At 36.9% G+C, this 17175-nt stretch carries 13 protein-coding genes and 1 other annotated feature; all 13 genes read left to right on the top strand.

Translation table 11 applies throughout. The features are described from left to right. Positions 1-2 precede the first annotated feature (2 nt). Positions 3-551 carry a transcription termination/antitermination protein NusG gene (gene nusG / locus KA926_RS03245; RefSeq protein WP_107384250.1) on the top strand — a complete coding sequence of 183 codons (549 nt, stop codon included), beginning with the start codon at positions 3-5 and terminating at the stop codon, positions 549-551. Between the two features lie 390 nt (positions 552-941). After that, complete coding sequence (gene rplK / locus KA926_RS03240; RefSeq protein WP_019468573.1) at positions 942-1364, top strand: 50S ribosomal protein L11; 423 nt, start codon at positions 942-944, stop codon at positions 1362-1364. A 227-nt stretch (positions 1365-1591) separates the two neighbouring features. Next, a complete protein-coding gene (gene rplA / locus KA926_RS03235) occupies positions 1592-2287 on the top strand; it encodes a 50S ribosomal protein L1 (RefSeq protein WP_019468572.1) in 696 nt (231 codons plus the stop codon). Positions 2288-2377: 90 nt separating this feature from the next. Next, positions 2378-2525 (top strand) — a sequence feature (ribosomal protein L10 leader region). 76 nt (positions 2526-2601) lie between these two features. Beyond that, positions 2602-3111 (top strand): 50S ribosomal protein L10, encoded by a 510-nt coding sequence (rplJ, locus tag KA926_RS03230; protein WP_019468571.1) that lies wholly within the window; start codon positions 2602-2604, stop codon positions 3109-3111. Positions 3112-3154: 43 nt separating this feature from the next. After that, positions 3155-3523 (top strand): 50S ribosomal protein L7/L12, encoded by a 369-nt coding sequence (rplL, locus tag KA926_RS03225; protein WP_046207683.1) that lies wholly within the window; start codon positions 3155-3157, stop codon positions 3521-3523. Between the two features lie 251 nt (positions 3524-3774). Next, positions 3775-4383 carry a class I SAM-dependent methyltransferase gene (locus KA926_RS03220; protein WP_107384248.1) on the top strand — a complete coding sequence of 203 codons (609 nt, stop codon included), beginning with the start codon at positions 3775-3777 and terminating at the stop codon, positions 4381-4383. A 199-nt stretch (positions 4384-4582) separates the two neighbouring features. Continuing rightward, positions 4583-8134: a DNA-directed RNA polymerase subunit beta gene (gene rpoB / locus KA926_RS03215; RefSeq protein WP_119517576.1), complete on the top strand. Its 3552-nt coding sequence runs from the start codon at positions 4583-4585 to the stop codon at positions 8132-8134. A 170-nt stretch (positions 8135-8304) separates the two neighbouring features. Then, positions 8305-11898 (top strand): DNA-directed RNA polymerase subunit beta', encoded by a 3594-nt coding sequence (rpoC, locus tag KA926_RS03210; protein ID WP_210140452.1) that lies wholly within the window; start codon positions 8305-8307, stop codon positions 11896-11898. A 284-nt stretch (positions 11899-12182) separates the two neighbouring features. Continuing rightward, complete coding sequence (locus KA926_RS03205; protein ID WP_107384245.1) at positions 12183-12437, top strand: ribosomal L7Ae/L30e/S12e/Gadd45 family protein; 255 nt, start codon at positions 12183-12185, stop codon at positions 12435-12437. Between the two features lie 95 nt (positions 12438-12532). Continuing rightward, a complete protein-coding gene (rpsL, locus tag KA926_RS03200) occupies positions 12533-12946 on the top strand; it encodes a 30S ribosomal protein S12 (protein WP_019468565.1) in 414 nt (137 codons plus the stop codon). A 71-nt stretch (positions 12947-13017) separates the two neighbouring features. After that, positions 13018-13488, top strand: a complete 471-nt coding sequence (gene rpsG / locus KA926_RS03195; protein ID WP_019468564.1) for a 30S ribosomal protein S7 — start codon at positions 13018-13020, stop codon at positions 13486-13488. Positions 13489-13605: 117 nt separating this feature from the next. Then, entirely contained in the window at positions 13606-15699 is a 2094-nt protein-coding gene (gene fusA, locus KA926_RS03190) for an elongation factor G (RefSeq protein ID WP_210143605.1), read from the top strand. A gap of 215 nt (positions 15700-15914) precedes the next feature. Continuing rightward, positions 15915-17102 carry an elongation factor Tu gene (gene tuf / locus KA926_RS03185; RefSeq protein ID WP_064264070.1) on the top strand — a complete coding sequence of 396 codons (1188 nt, stop codon included), beginning with the start codon at positions 15915-15917 and terminating at the stop codon, positions 17100-17102. The last annotated feature ends 73 nt before the right edge of the window (positions 17103-17175 follow it).

The following is a 17175-nucleotide window of genomic DNA, read 5'->3' as shown; positions in this document are numbered from 1 at the left end:
ACATGTCTGAGGAAGTTGGCGCAAAGCGTTGGTATGCTGTGCATACTTATTCTGGTTATGAGAACAAAGTTAAAAAGAATTTAGAAAAACGTGTGGAATCTATGAATATGACTGAACTGATATTCAGAGTGGTTATACCTGAAGAGGAAGAAACACAAGTTAAAGATGGCAAAGCTAAAACATTAACTAAAAAAACATTTCCTGGCTATGTATTAGTTGAATTAATCATGACTGATGAATCATGGTATATTGTCAGAAACACACCAGGTGTTACAGGATTTGTTGGTTCAGCAGGTGCTGGATCAAAACCGAATCCATTATTACCTGAAGAAGCACGTTTCATCTTGAAACAAATGGGCATGAAAGAAAAAACAATTGATGTTGAATTAGATTTAGGTGAGCAAGTTAAAATCAAATCAGGTCCATTTGCTAATCAAGTTGGTGAAGTTCAAGAAATTGAAGCGGATAAATTTAAATTGACAGTTCTTGTAGACATGTTTGGTAGAGAAACACCTGTTGAAGTAGAATTCGATCAAATAGAAAAATTATAATCATATGATACAGGTTGGATGGTCTATGTGTCATAGACCATTGGGACTGAATGAATGATTTAGTTTGAGGATTATTTGAGTGAATGCAAGTGCACAGGCACTTGCATAAGCAAGAAGTGTTACTTTATATGCATTAAACTCCCTAATCACTAAAGTGATTTAAATTAAAGAGTACCTGAGCTAAAGCTCATGCATTAAGAACCCCTAATCACTAAAGTGATAAGGGGTTCTATAAAAAAAGTTACACTTTACTCTTGCTTTATGATTTAAATAGATGTTATAATACTGTGGTCGCGCTCATAGAGCGTTCATTTCGTCACGAAATGTAGAAGAGTGGGAGGACAAAACTGAGTCCTGTGACCACATCACGATATCAAGGAGGTGCACATCGTGGCTAAAAAAGTAGAAAAAGTTGTTAAATTACAAATTCCTGCAGGTAAAGCAAACCCAGCACCACCAGTTGGTCCAGCATTAGGTCAAGCAGGTGTGAATATTATGGGATTCTGTAAGGAATTCAACGCACGTACACAAGAAGATGCAGGTTTAATTATTCCGGTAGAAATCAGTGTTTATGAAGATCGTTCATTTACATTCATTACAAAAACTCCACCGGCTCCAGTATTACTTAAAAAAGCAGCTGGCGTTGAAAAAGGTTCTGGCGAACCTAATAAAAACAAAGTTGCTACAGTAACTAAAGATCAAGTACGTGAAATTGCAAACCAAAAAATGCAAGATTTAAACGCTGCAGACGAAGAAGCAGCTATGCGTATTATCGAAGGTACTGCACGTAGTATGGGTATCACTGTTCAATAATATTAAAATTAACTGAAAACATAGATTGACGATAAAGCAGATGACAGAAATGACAAACAGGATCAAAGCGTTCAATATTGTCGTAATAAGAGGGAAATTGTCATTTATTTAGGAAGTGTTTCCTGAGATGCAATACGATTAAAACCTCTCTGTTATCTGCTCTTAACTTGCAAAGGCGAGTAAATGTGGGAGGAAATTCCGCTAAAACCACTAAAGGAGGACATGAAATGGCTAAGAAAAGTAAAAGATTTCAAGAAGTAGCTAATAAAATTGATCGCCAAAAACACTATAGTGTTGAAGAAGCAGTTGAATTAGCTAAAGAAACAAGTATCGCTAACTTTGACGCATCAGTTGAAGTAGCATTCCGTTTAGGAATTGATACACGTAAAAATGATCAACAAATCCGTGGTGCAGTTGTACTTCCAAATGGTACAGGTAAATCACAACGTGTATTGGTATTCGCAAAAGGAGACAAAGCAGCTGAAGCAGAAGCAGCAGGTGCTGATTTCGTTGGTGAAAGTGAATATGTTCAACAAATCCAACAAGGTTGGTTTGACTTTGACGTAGTAGTAGCTACACCAGACATGATGGGCGAAGTTGGTAAACTTGGTCGTGTATTAGGACCTAAAGGTTTAATGCCAAACCCTAAAACTGGTACTGTAACAATGGATGTTACAAAAGCAGTTGAAGAAATCAAAGCAGGTAAAGTAGAATATCGTGCTGAAAAAGCTGGTATTGTACATGCTTCAATTGGTAAAGTATCATTCGATACTGACAAACTTGTTGAAAACTTCAAAGCTTTACAAGATGTGTTAACTAAAGCGAAACCATCTTCAGCTAAAGGTACTTACTTCAAATCTGTTGCTGTTACAACAACAATGGGCCCTGGAGTAAAAGTCGATACTTCTAGCTTCAAACTTTAATCTTAAATATAAATGACGATAAGACTGGATGGATTGATTCAGTCTTATCTTTAAAAATATATTGACATACTGCATTTAACCAGTTATATTGGTTAATGTATTATTTTACCTAAGACAGTAGGAGTTAGTGATAACTTAAAAATAATCCTACCGAGGCTAAAATTGACTTGAACGTGAAGATTTTTAGATCTTTCAAGCACTTTTTGCCGCGGGTAGAAAGTGCTTTTTTTATTGAGATAAAGTTGTTAATTCATGTAATTAGCAGTTGTAATCAAGATTAAAAGCACCAAATAAAAAACTATGGAGGTGTCTAAATGTCTGCTATCATCGAAGCTAAAAAACAACAAGTTGATGTAATTGCTGAATCATTGAAAAATTCAGTATCTACTGTAATTGTTGACTATCGTGGTCTAACTGTTTCAGAAGTAACTGAATTACGTTCACAATTACGTGAAGCTGGCGTTGAATTCAAAGTATTAAAAAATACAATGGTTCGTCGTGCTGCTGATCAAGTTGGTTTAGAAGGTTTAAATGAACATTTAGTAGGTCCTACTGCAGTTGCTACTTCAACAGAAGATGTTGTTGCTCCAGCAAAAGTATTAGCAGGATTTGCTAAAGAACATAAAGCTTTAGAAATTAAAGTAGGTGTTATGGAAGGCAGTGTTATCTCTGCTGAAGAAGTTAACACAGTTGGTACATTACCATCACACGACGGTCTTGTTTCTATGCTTTTATCAGTATTACAAGCTCCAGTACGCAATTTCGCTTATGCAGTTAAAGCTGTTGGAGAAGATAAAGAACAAAACGAAGAAAGCGCTGAATAATTGCGCATAATAAACTAATAAAAATTAATGGAGGAATATTAAAATGGCTAATCAAGAACAAATCATTGAAGCAATTAAAGAAATGTCAGTTTTAGAATTAAACGACTTAGTAAAAGCAATTGAAGAAGAATTTGGTGTAACTGCAGCAGCTCCAGTAGCAGCAGCAGGTGCAGCAGGTGGCGGAGACGCTGCTGAAGAAAAAACAGAATTTGATGTTGAATTAACATCAGCTGGATCATCTAAAATCAAAGTCGTTAAAGCTGTTAAAGAAGCTACTGGCTTAGGATTAAAAGATGCTAAAGAATTAGTTGACGGAGCTCCTAAAGTAATCAAAGAAGCTTTACCAACTGAAGAAGCTGAAAAACTTAAAGAAGCATTAGAAGAAGTTGGCGCTACAGTAGAATTAAAATAATTCTAGCTGGCTAACAGTTCATAATTATATATTGAAGGTTGTCCAAGCAGCTTAACACATTAGCTATTTCGATACGCTAATCTTAAATGTAATATGGATTGCCTGAAATCTTTGAGAAATGAAAACCCCGTTATCGATATAACGGGGTTTTATCTTATTTGACCTATCCTGAACGAATTATTTGTTACTACAAAATTTCGTTGAGGGTATAGTATTAATCTAAGACGAATTAGATTAAAAGAGGTGTAGTCATGAGTCATTACTATGATGAAAATCCTGAAGTAGAAAGCGATGAACTTCCCTTTACGTATTCCTACAAAAGCTATGATTTAAAATTAGTTACTGATTCAGGTGTGTTTTCTAAAGGGAAAATAGACTTTGGTTCAGATTTATTAATCAATACATTTTTAAACGAAAATCCCCCGGGTCCTACTAAAAAAATTATAGATGTTGGTTGTGGTTATGGTCCGATTGGTTTGATGATTGCAAAAGTGTCTCCACACCATGAAATTACAATGGTTGATGTAAATCAGCGTGCGCTTTCTTTATCGATTAAAAATAAAAAGAAAAACCATCTAGAGAACGTCGACATCAAGGAAAGTGACGGGTTATCACAAGTAGAGAATGATGCTTTTGATTTTGTGCTAACTAATCCACCGATTAGAGCAGGAAAAAAGGTAGTTCACAGCATCTTAGCTGATGCGTATCATAAATTAAAAGTGAATGGCGCCCTTTATGTTGTGATTCAAAAAAAACAAGGTATGCCATCCGCGAAGAAAAAAATGGAAGAAACATTTGGTAACGTAGAAGTATTAGAAAAGCGCAAAGGCTATTATATATTAAGAAGTGTTAAAGGTTGATTAAAAACCACTGTTCTGATATAGTAATAGAATGTAAAAAATTATGTTCAATAAGTGTGTACTTTTACGTATAAATTAACAAAGTATATAAGGGGAAATAGAAAATGGTGTCATGAGTTATGCTACCGTTTTCTTTTTGTCTAATTATATTTGCTGATTTAGTAAAAGTAAACACGCAATTTTTGAGGGGTGAATCTGTTTGGCAGGTCAATTTGTCCAATATGGAAGACATCGTAAACGTAGAAACTATGCGAGAATTTCAGAGGTATTAGAATTACCGAATTTAATTGAGATTCAAACTAAGTCTTACGAGTGGTTCTTAGAAGAAGGTTTATATGAAATGTTTAGAGACATTTCACCGATTGAAGATTTCACAGGTAATCTGTCTTTAGAGTTTGTTGATTACAGACTTGGAGAATCAAAATATGATTTAGAAGAATCGAAAAACCGTGATACGACGTATTCTGCACCTCTACGTGTAAAAGTACGTCTAATCATTAAAGAAACAGGCGAAGTGAAAGAGCAAGAAGTGTTTATGGGTGATTTCCCATTAATGACAGATACAGGTACATTTGTGATTAATGGTGCTGAACGTGTTATCGTATCACAATTAGTTCGTTCACCATCCGTTTACTTTAATGAAAAATTAGATAAAAATGGTCGCACAAACTATGATGCAACAATTATTCCTAACCGTGGTGCATGGTTAGAGTATGAAACTGATGCTAAAGATGTAGTTTATGTACGTATTGATAGAACAAGAAAATTACCACTAACAGTATTATTAAGAGCTTTAGGCTTCTCAACAGATCAAGAAATTATTGATCTTTTAGGAGATAATGAGTACTTACGTAATACGTTAGAAAAAGATGGTACAGAAAATACTGATCAAGCATTATTAGAAATTTATGAGCGTTTACGCCCAGGTGAACCTCCTACAGTAGAAAATGCGAAAAGCTTATTATACTCTCGTTTCTTTGATCCGAAACGTTATGACTTAGCGAGTGTGGGTCGTTATAAAGCGAATAAAAAACTTCATTTAAAACACCGTTTATTCAATCAAAAATTAGCAGAACCAATTGTTAATGCTGAAACAGGTGAAATTGTAGCTGAAGAAGGTACTGTCTTAGATCGTCGTAATTTAGATGAAATCATGGATGTATTAGAATCTAATGCTAACAGTGAAGTCTTTGAACTTGAAGGTACTGTGATTGATGAACCAGTAGAAATTCAATCTATTAAAGTATATGTTCCTAATGATGAAGAAGGACGCACAACGACAGTTATTGGTAATGCGTTCCCTGATTCAGAAGTGAAATGTATTACACCAGCTGACATCATCGCATCAATGTCATATTTCTTTAATTTACTAAGTGGTATTGGATTCACAGATGATATTGACCATTTAGGTAATCGTCGTCTACGTTCAGTAGGGGAGTTACTACAAAACCAATTCCGTATTGGTTTATCAAGAATGGAACGTGTGGTACGTGAAAGAATGTCTATCCAAGATACAGATTCTATTACACCACAACAATTAATCAATATTCGTCCAGTCATTGCGTCAATTAAAGAATTCTTTGGTAGTTCTCAATTGTCACAATTCATGGACCAAGCCAATCCATTAGCAGAATTGACACATAAACGTCGTCTATCAGCATTAGGACCTGGTGGTTTAACACGTGAACGTGCTCAAATGGAAGTGCGTGACGTTCACTACTCTCACTATGGTCGTATGTGTCCAATCGAAACACCAGAGGGACCAAACATTGGTTTGATTAACTCATTATCAAGTTATGCACGTGTAAATGAATTTGGTTTCATTGAAACGCCATATCGTAAAGTAGATCTTGAAACAAATAGTATCACAGAACAAATTGATTATTTAACAGCTGACGAAGAAGATAGCTATGTTGTAGCACAAGCGAATTCTAAGTTAGATGAAAATGGTCGCTTCTTAGATGATGAAGTTGTTTGTCGTTTCCGTGGTAATAACACAGTTATGGCAAAAGAAAAAATGGACTACATGGATGTATCTCCTAAACAGGTTGTTTCTGCAGCAACAGCATGTATTCCATTCTTAGAAAACGATGACTCTAACCGTGCATTAATGGGTGCGAACATGCAACGTCAAGCAGTTCCATTGATGAATCCAGAATCACCTTTCGTAGGTACTGGTATGGAACACGTAGCAGCTCGTGACTCTGGTGCAGCAATTGTTGCTAAACATAAAGGCCGTGTTGAACACGTTGAATCTAATGAAATCCTTGTACGCCAACTTATCGAAGAAGATGGACAAGAATACGAAGGCGAAATCGATCGCTATCCATTAGCTAAATTCAAACGTTCAAACACAGGTACTTGTTATAACCAAAGACCAATCGTTGCTACAGGTGATGTCGTAACGAAAGGTGAAATTTTAGCCGATGGTCCTTCAATGGAACTTGGTGAAATGGCGTTAGGTAGAAACGTAGTTGTCGGTTTCATGACATGGGACGGTTACAACTATGAAGATGCTGTAATTATGAGCGAACGCCTAGTGAAAGATGACGTATATACTTCTATTCATATTGAGGAATATGAATCAGAAGCACGTGATACAAAACTAGGACCTGAAGAAATTACACGTGATATTCCTAACGTTTCAGATAGTGCGCTTAAAAACTTAGATGACCGTGGTATTGTATACGTAGGTGCTGAAGTTAATGATGGAGACATTTTAGTAGGTAAAGTAACGCCTAAAGGTGTAACAGAATTAACAGCAGAAGAACGCTTATTACATGCAATATTCGGTGAAAAAGCACGTGAAGTACGTGATACATCATTACGTGTTCCTCATGGTGCAGGCGGTATTGTTCTAGACGTTAAAGTCTTCAACCGTGAAGAAGGAGATGACACATTATCTCCAGGTGTAAACCAATTAGTACGTGTTTATATCGTTCAAAAACGTAAAATACATGTTGGTGACAAAATGTGTGGTCGTCACGGTAACAAAGGTGTTATTTCTAAGTTAGTTCCTGAAGAAGATATGCCTTATTTACCAGACGGTACACCAATTGACATCATGTTGAACCCATTAGGTGTTCCATCACGTATGAATATCGGACAAGTATTAGAGTTACATTTAGGTATGGCTGCTAAAAACTTAGGTATTCATGTTGCATCACCAGTATTTGATGGTGCGAGTGATGAAGATGTATGGTCAACGATTGAAGAAGCAGGTATGGCACGTGATGGTAAGACAGTATTATATGATGGACGTACGGGTGAACCATTCGATAACAGAATCTCAGTCGGCGTTATGTATATGCTGAAACTTGCACACATGGTTGACGATAAATTACATGCGCGTTCAACTGGACCATACTCACTTGTTACGCAACAACCACTAGGTGGTAAAGCACAATTTGGTGGACAACGTTTCGGTGAGATGGAGGTATGGGCACTTGAAGCTTATGGTGCTGCCTACACACTTCAAGAGATCTTAACTTATAAATCTGATGACACAGTAGGTCGTGTTAAAACATACGAATCTATTGTCAAAGGTGAAAATATCACTAAACCTGGCGTTCCTGAATCATTCAGAGTATTGATGAAAGAACTTCAAAGTTTAGGATTAGATGTTAAGATTATGGATGAGCATGACAATGAAATTGACATGCAAGATAACGAAGATGAAGATGCAGTAGAACGTAAAGTGGACCTTCAACAAAAAGAAGCGCCACAATCACAAAAAGAAATTACTGACTAATACAGATCGCATTTAAGTTTATAAAGAGATATACCATATTGAGGTGAAGTCGTCGTACTTGCCTCATTATGGGTTTATCTAATATTGATAAAGAGCAATCAATCAATTTGCACAGCTAATCTAAATTGAAGGAGGTAGGCTCCTTGATTGATGTAAATAATTTCCATTATATGAAAATAGGACTTGCTTCACCTGAAAAAATCCGTTCATGGTCTTTTGGTGAGGTTAAAAAGCCAGAAACAATTAACTATCGTACTTTAAAACCAGAAAAAGATGGTCTATTCTGTGAGAGAATTTTCGGACCTACAAAAGACTGGGAATGTAGTTGTGGTAAATACAAACGTGTACGCTATAAAGGTATGGTTTGTGATAGATGTGGAGTAGAAGTAACTAAATCTAAAGTGCGCCGTGAAAGAATGGGACACATTGAATTAGCTGCGCCAGTTTCACATATTTGGTACTTCAAAGGTATTCCAAGCCGCATGGGACTATTATTAGACATGTCACCAAGAGCATTAGAAGAAGTGATTTACTTTGCTTCTTATGTTGTTGTAAATCCAGGACCAACTGGTTTAGAGAAAAAGACATTACTATCTGAAGCAGAATTCAGAGAGTACTATGATAAATTCCCTGGTCAATTTACAGCTAAAATGGGTGCTGAAGGTATCAAAGAATTATTAGATGAAATTGATTTGGATACAGAATTAAAAGAATTACGTGATGAGTTAGAGTCTGCAACAGGACAAAGACTTACACGTGCGATTAAACGTTTAGAAGTAGTTGAATCATTCAGACATTCTGGTAACAATCCAGCTTGGATGGTATTAGACGTACTTCCAATTATTCCACCAGAAATCAGACCAATGGTTCAATTAGACGGTGGACGTTTTGCAACAAGTGATTTAAACGACTTATATCGTCGTGTTATCAACCGTAACAACCGTTTAAAACGTTTATTAGATTTAGGTGCGCCTGGCATCATCGTACAAAACGAAAAACGTATGCTACAAGAAGCAGTTGATGCACTCATCGATAATGGTCGTCGTGGTCGTCCAGTAACTGGACCGGGTAACCGCCCATTAAAATCACTTTCACATATGCTTAAAGGTAAACAAGGTCGTTTCCGTCAAAACTTATTAGGTAAACGTGTTGACTATTCAGGTCGTTCAGTTATCGCTGTTGGACCTAGCTTGAAGATGTATCAATGTGGCTTACCTAAAGAAATGGCTTTAGAACTATTTAAACCATTCATCATGAAAGAATTAGTTCAACGTGAAATTGCGACAAACATTAAAAATGCTAAAAGCAAGATTGAACGTATGGATGATGAAGTATGGGATGTATTAGAAGACGTAATTAAAGAACATCCAGTTCTTTTAAACCGTGCACCAACGCTGCATAGATTAGGTATTCAAGCATTTGAACCTACACTTGTAGAAGGCCGTGCCATTCGTCTACACCCACTTGCTACAACAGCTTATAACGCTGACTTTGATGGTGACCAAATGGCTGTTCACGTACCATTATCTAAAGAAGCACAAGCAGAAGCACGCATGCTTATGCTTGCAGCACAAAACATCTTAAACCCTAAAGATGGTAAACCTGTTGTTACACCATCACAAGATATGGTATTAGGTAACTATTACCTTACTTTAGAACGTAAAGATGCTGTAAATACTGGTACAATTTATAATGATACAAACGAAGTGTTAAAAGCATACGCAAATGGTTATGTACATTTACACACACGTATAGGTGTGCATGCAAGTTCATTCAATAACCCAACATTTACAGAAGAACAAAATCAAAAAATCTTAACAACATCTGTTGGTAAAGTTATCTTTAATGAAATCATTCCTGATTCATTTGCATACATTAACGAACCAACAAAATATAACCTTGAAAACAGTACGCCAGACAAATACTTTGTTTCTGCTACTGAATTAGGTGAGGGTGGATTAAAAGCATATTTTGATGAGCAACCACTTAGCGAGCCATTCAACAAGAATTTCTTAGGAAATATCATTGCAGAAGTCTTCAATCGATTCAGCATCACAGATACATCTATGATGTTAGATAGAATGAAAGACTTAGGCTTCAAATTCTCTTCTAAAGCTGGTATCACTGTTGGTGTATCTGACATTGTGGTTTTACCAGATAAACAACAAATTTTAGATGAACATGAAAAACTAGTTGATAAAGTACAAAAACAATTCAACCGTGGTTTAATTACAGAATTTGAACGTTACAATGCAGTTGTTGAAATTTGGACTGATGCTAAAGACCAAATTCAAAACGAATTAATGGGTTCACTTGAAAAAACAAACCCAATCTTTATGATGAGTGACTCTGGTGCCCGTGGTAACGCATCTAACTTTACACAGTTAGCTGGTATGCGTGGACTTATGGCTGCACCATCAGGTAAGATCATTGAATTACCAATCACTTCATCATTCCGTGAAGGTTTAACAGTGTTAGAATACTTTATCTCTACACATGGTGCGCGTAAAGGTCTTGCCGATACAGCACTTAAAACAGCGGACTCTGGTTATCTTACTCGTCGTCTGGTTGATGTGGCACAAGATGTTATCGTTCGTGAAGAAGACTGTGGTACTGACCGTGGTTTACTAGTATCTGATATTAAAGAAGGTACTGAAATGATCGAACCATTTAGCGAACGTATTGAAGGTCGTTATTCTAAAGAAACGATTCGTCATCCAGAAACAGATGAAGTTATCGTTCGTCCAGATGAGTTAGTAACAGCAGAAATTGCTAAGAAAATCACAGACGCTGGTATAGAAGAAATGTATATCCGTTCAGCATTTACATGTAACACACGTCATGGTGTATGTGAAAAATGTTATGGTAAAAACCTTGCTACTGGTGAAAAAGTTGAAGTTGGTGAAGCAGTTGGTACAATTGCTGCCCAATCAATCGGTGAACCAGGTACACAGCTTACAATGCGTACATTCCACACAGGTGGTGTAGCAGGTAGTGATATCACGCAAGGTCTTCCACGTATCCAAGAGATTTTCGAGGCGCGTAACCCTAAAGGTCAAGCAGTCGTTACCGAAATTGAAGGTGTCGTAGATGACATTAGTGTTGCCAAAGACCGTCAACAAGAAATCGTCATCAAAGGTGCAAATGAAACGAAATCTTACTTGGCTTCAGGTACTTCAAGATTAAAAGTTGAAGTTGGCCAAAGTGTTGAACGTGGTGAAGCACTTACAGAAGGTTCTATTGAACCTAAGAACTTCTTATCTATATCTGGTTTAAATGCTACAGAAAGCTATTTATTAAAAGAAGTTCAAAAAGTTTACCGTATGCAAGGTGTTGAAATTGATGATAAACACGTTGAAGTTATGGTAAGACAAATGTTACGTAAAGTACGTATCATTGAAGCAGGAGATACGAAATTACTTCCAGGTGCACTTGTAGATATTCATAACTTTACAGATGCTAACCGTGAAGCGTTCAAAGAACGTAAACGTCCAGCAACATCTAAACCTGTATTACTAGGTATAACAAAAGCTTCCCTTGAAACAGAAAGCTTCTTATCAGCAGCATCATTCCAAGAAACAACACGTGTTCTTACAGATGCAGCTATCAAAGGTAAACGTGATAACTTACTTGGACTTAAAGAGAATGTTATTATCGGTAAGCTTATCCCAGCTGGTACAGGTATGAGACGTTACAGTGATGTACAGTATGATAAAGCGACACCTGAAGAAGTCGTTGAAGAGATTCAACCAACTGAAATCTAGTATAGCTTTTGAAATGTAAAATGGTTTATCATTCATTTGAAGTTGTATAAATATAGAGACATGTGTTGAGGTTGTAAGGCCCCATCACATGTCATATGTTTTAAGCGACTGACCATTTGATCTCGGGCGAAATAAAAGATTTGATGGAAACATTTAATCTTTATTTCGCTCTCTTATTTTTTTGTATATTTTCTGCAAAAAATGTTAATTAAAGTTGACTCCGCAGTAATTTTGATGTTATTATTATTAAGGTTGATGCAAGCAGAACTTTGGAGGATATTTAGATGTCTAATGAAAAAGTTGCACGCTTTAACAAACAACACTATGTTATTGGTCTTAAACAAACGCTGAAAGCTTTGAATAAAGATCAAGTGACATCATTGATTATCGCTAAAGACGTTGAAGTTCATCTGATGACTCGCGTGTTAAGTCAAATCAATCACAAAAACATATCTATCTCATTTTTCGAGAGCAAACAAGCTTTAGGAAAGTATGTAGGTATAAACGTTAATGCGACTGTTGTTGCATTATTGAAATGAGATTAGTAAGATTTTTTCTTACTAAATTTTATTTACCTTTAAAATGAACCACCTGGATGTGTGGGATTATAAAAGAAGAGAGGAGGACATATTTCATGCCAACTATTAATCAATTAGTACGTAAACCAAGACAAAGCAAATCAAAAAACTATGATTCACCAGCATTGAACAGAAACTACAACAGTAAAAAGAAAAAGTACACTAGCTTAAACTCACCACAAAAACGTGGTGTTTGTACACGTGTAGGTACAATGACACCTAAAAAACCTAACTCTGCGTTACGTAAATATGCTCGTGTGCGTTTGTCTAACAACATCGAAATCAACGCTTATATTCCTGGTATCGGACACAACTTACAAGAACACAGTGTTGTACTTGTACGTGGTGGACGTGTAAAAGACTTACCTGGTGTGCGTTACCACATCGTACGTGGTGCACTTGATACTTCAGGTGTTGACGGTCGTAGACAAGGTCGTTCATTATACGGAACTAAAAAACCTAAAAAATAAGGTTAAGATTGCGTAAATTTTCGTTATAAATAATGGAAATATATTATAATTAGGAAGGGAGGATTTATATTATGCCTCGTAAAGGATCAGTACCAAAAAGAGACGTATTACCAGATCCAATTCATAACTCAAAATTAGTTACTAAATTGATTAACAAAATTATGTTAGATGGTAAACGTGGAACAGCTCAAAAAATTCTTTATTCTGCATTTGAATTAGTTCAAGAACGCAGTGGTCGTGAAGCTATCGAAGTTTTCGAAGAAGCTATCGACAACATCATGCCAGTATTAGAAGTTAAAGCTCGTCGTGTAGGTGGCTCTAACTATCAAGTACCTGTAGAAGTTCGTCCAGAACGTCGTACTACTTTAGGCCTTCGTTGGTTAGTTAACTATTCACGTCTTCGTGGTGAAAAAACGATGGAAGAACGTTTAGCTAACGAAATTTTAGATGCTGCAAACAACACTGGTGGTGCAGTTAAGAAACGTGAAGACGTTCATAAAATGGCTGAAGCTAACAAAGCCTTCGCTCACTATCGTTGGTAGGATAGTAGGTTTTCCCTGAGCATGTTCCACACTGATAGTTTACTATCTAGGTGCATGCTTAGGGCATCGCCATATTTATAGTATTTATTCGCAGTTATACTGGAAGGAGAAAAATACATGGCTAGAGATTTTAGTTTAGAAAGAACTCGTAATATCGGTATCATGGCTCATATCGATGCTGGTAAAACAACTACGACTGAACGTATTCTTTACTATACTGGACGTATCCATAAAATTGGTGAAACTCATGAAGGAGCTTCACAAATGGACTGGATGGAACAGGAGCAAGACCGCGGTATCACAATCACATCAGCTGCAACAACAGCTTCATGGGATGATCACCGTGTAAACATCATTGATACACCAGGACACGTAGACTTCACTGTTGAAGTTGAACGTTCATTACGTGTACTTGATGGTGCGGTAACAGTACTTGATGCGCAATCAGGTGTTGAACCTCAAACTGAAACAGTTTGGCGTCAAGCAACAACTTATAGCGTTCCTCGTATTGTTTTCGTAAACAAAATGGACAAATTAGGTGCTAACTTTGAATATGCTGTAAGCACAATTCATGATCGCCTACAAGCGAATGCACAACCAATCCAATTACCAATTGGTGCGGAAGATGAATTTGAAGCAATCATCGACTTAGTTGAAATGAAATGTTTCAAATACAACAATGACTTAGGAACTGAAATTGAAGAAATTGAAATTCCTGAAGATCAAAAAGAAAGAGCTGAAGAAGCTCGCGCAACACTTATTGAAGCAGTAGCTGAAACAAGTGATGAATTAATGGAAAAATATCTTGGTGACGAAGAAATTACTGTAGCTGAATTAAAAGACGCTATCCGTGAAGCAACTAATAATATTGAATTCTACCCAGTTCTTGTTGGTACTGCCTTCAAAAACAAAGGTGTTCAATTAATGCTTAACGCAGTAATTGATTATTTACCATCACCATTAGATGTTAAACCAATCGTCGGCCACCGTGCTGATGATCCAGAAGAAGAAGTTATCGCAAAAGCAGATGACAGTGCTGAGTTCGCTGCGTTAGCGTTCAAAGTAATGACTGACCCTTATGTTGGTAAGTTAACATTCTTCCGTGTGTACTCAGGTACATTAACATCAGGTTCTTATGTTAAAAACTCTACGAAGAATAAACGTGAACGTGTAGGTCGTTTACTACAAATGCACGCTAACTCTCGTCAAGAGCTTAACACAGTTTACTCAGGAGATATCGCTGCTGCGGTTGGTCTAAAAGAAACTGGTACTGGTGATACTTTATGTGGTGAGAAAAATGACATTATCTTGGAATCAATGGACTTCCCAGAACCTGTTATTCACCTATCAGTTGAACCAAAATCTAAAGCTGACCAAGACAAAATGACTACAGCTTTAGTTAAGTTACAAGAAGAAGACCCAACGTTCCATGCACACACTGACGAAGAAACTGGACAAGTTATCATCGGTGGTATGGGTGAGCTTCACTTAGACATCTTAGTTGACCGTATGAAAAAAGAATTTAACGTTGAATGTAATGTTGGTGCGCCAATGGTTTCATACCGTGAAACATTTAAGCAATCAGCACAAGTTCAAGGTAAATTCGCGCGTCAATCTGGTGGTCGTGGACAATACGGTGACGTTAAAATTGAATTCGAACCAAACGAAACAGGTGGCGGTTTCGAATTCGAAAACGCTATCGTTGGTGGTGTAGTTCCTCGTGAATACATTCCATCAGTTGAAGCTGGACTTAAAGATGCTATGGAAAACGGTGTATTAGCTGGTTATCCATTAATTGATGTTAAAGCTAAATTATTTGATGGTTCATACCATGATGTCGATTCATCAGAAATGGCCTTCAAAATTGCTGCATCATTAGCGCTTAAAGAAGCTGCTAAAAAATGTGAACCTGTTATCTTAGAACCAATGATGAAAGTAACAATTGAAATGCCTGAAGAATACATGGGTGACATCATGGGTGACGTAACATCTCGTCGTGGACGTGTTGATGGTATGGAACCTCGTGGTAATGCACAAGTTGTAAATGCCTTTGTACCACTTTCAGAAATGTTCGGTTATGCAACATCATTACGTTCTAATACACAAGGTCGTGGAACATACACTATGTACTTCGATCACTATGCAGAAGTTCCAAAATCAATTTCTGAAGATATTATCAAGAAAAACACTGGTAATAAATCAGCTGAATAATTAAACTTGTATTGTGCAGTGACAGTCTGTACAATACATGTAAAGCATAATTATATGGCTTACAGTTTTATTGATTGATTTTTTAGGGAAAATGCATTATAAAGGTACTGTATGGTACTTTTAACCTAAATAAATCATCTTCTCATGATGGTGAGAAACTGTCATGAGAGATAAATTTAACAATTAATTTTCTAACGAATAGGAGAGATTTTATAATGGCTAAAGAAAAATTCGATCGCTCAAAAGAACATGCCAATATTGGTACAATCGGACACGTTGACCATGGTAAAACTACTTTAACAGCTGCTATCGCAACTGTTTTAGCAAAAAATGGTGACTCTGTTGCACAATCATACGACATGATTGATAACGCTCCAGAAGAAAAAGAACGTGGTATCACAATCAATACTTCACACATCGAGTATACAACTGAAAAACGTCACTATGCTCACGTTGACTGCCCAGGACACGCTGACTATGTTAAAAACATGATCACTGGTGCTGCTCAAATGGACGGAGCTATCTTAGTAGTATCTGCTGCTGATGGCCCAATGCCACAAACTCGTGAACATATCCTTTTATCACGTAACGTTGGTGTTCCAGCATTAGTTGTATTCTTAAACAAAGTTGACATGGTTGACGATGAAGAATTATTAGAATTAGTAGAAATGGAAGTTCGTGACTTATTAAGCGAATATGACTTCCCAGGTGACGATGTACCTGTAATCTCTGGTTCAGCATTAAAAGCACTTGAAGGCGACGCTGACTATGAGCAAAAAATCTTAGACTTAATGCAAGCTGTTGATGACTTCATTCCAACACCAGAACGTGATTCTGACAAACCATTCATGATGCCAGTTGAGGACGTATTCTCAATAACTGGTCGTGGTACTGTTGCTACAGGCCGTGTTGAACGTGGTCAAATCAAAGTCGGTGAAGAAGTTGAAATCATCGGTATGCAAGAAGATTCAAGCAAAACAACTGTTACTGGTGTAGAAATGTTCCGTAAATTATTAGACTACGCTGAAGCTGGTGACAACATTGGTGCGTTATTACGTGGTGTTGCACGTGAAGACATCCAACGTGGTCAAGTTTTAGCTGCTCCTGGTTCAATTACACCACATACAAACTTTAAAGCGGAAGTTTACGTTTTATCAAAAGATGAAGGTGGCCGTCATACGCCATTCTTCAGTAACTACCGCCCACAATTCTATTTCCGTACTACTGACGTAACAGGTGTTGTTACTTTACCAGAAGGTACTGAAATGGTTATGCCTGGCGACAACGTAGAAATGGAAGTTGAACTAATTTCTCCAATCGCTATCGAAGACGGTACACGTTTCTCTATCCGTGAAGGTGGACGTACTGTTGGATCAGGCGTTGTAACTGAAATCTACAAATAAGATATTTTATCTTGATATAGATTTGAAGAGTCTCCAATTTTTGGAGACTCTTTTTTATATTCGTGTTAAATCT

Source organism: Staphylococcus sp. GDY8P94P (assembly GCF_017892255.1).
In the GTDB taxonomy this organism is placed as follows: domain Bacteria; phylum Bacillota; class Bacilli; order Staphylococcales; family Staphylococcaceae; genus Staphylococcus; species Staphylococcus cohnii.
The sequence above is the reverse complement of the archived record's forward strand: the minus strand, read 5'-3'. Positions and strand labels throughout refer to the sequence as shown.

Coding starts and splice junctions, on each gene's coding strand:
- KA926_RS03220 (WP_107384248.1), top strand. CDS start 3,775: ATGAGTCATTACTATGATGAAAATCCTGAAGTAGAAAGCGATGAACTT.
- rpsG (WP_019468564.1), top strand. CDS start 13,018: ATGCCTCGTAAAGGATCAGTACCAAAAAGAGACGTATTACCAGATCCA.
- fusA (WP_210143605.1), top strand. CDS start 13,606: ATGGCTAGAGATTTTAGTTTAGAAAGAACTCGTAATATCGGTATCATG.
- nusG (WP_107384250.1), top strand. CDS start 3: ATGTCTGAGGAAGTTGGCGCAAAGCGTTGGTATGCTGTGCATACTTAT.
- KA926_RS03205 (WP_107384245.1), top strand. CDS start 12,183: ATGTCTAATGAAAAAGTTGCACGCTTTAACAAACAACACTATGTTATT.
- rpoC (WP_210140452.1), top strand. CDS start 8,305: ATGAAAATAGGACTTGCTTCACCTGAAAAAATCCGTTCATGGTCTTTT.
- tuf (WP_064264070.1), top strand. CDS start 15,915: ATGGCTAAAGAAAAATTCGATCGCTCAAAAGAACATGCCAATATTGGT.
- rpsL (WP_019468565.1), top strand. CDS start 12,533: ATGCCAACTATTAATCAATTAGTACGTAAACCAAGACAAAGCAAATCA.
- rplA (WP_019468572.1), top strand. CDS start 1,592: ATGGCTAAGAAAAGTAAAAGATTTCAAGAAGTAGCTAATAAAATTGAT.
- rplJ (WP_019468571.1), top strand. CDS start 2,602: ATGTCTGCTATCATCGAAGCTAAAAAACAACAAGTTGATGTAATTGCT.
- rplL (WP_046207683.1), top strand. CDS start 3,155: ATGGCTAATCAAGAACAAATCATTGAAGCAATTAAAGAAATGTCAGTT.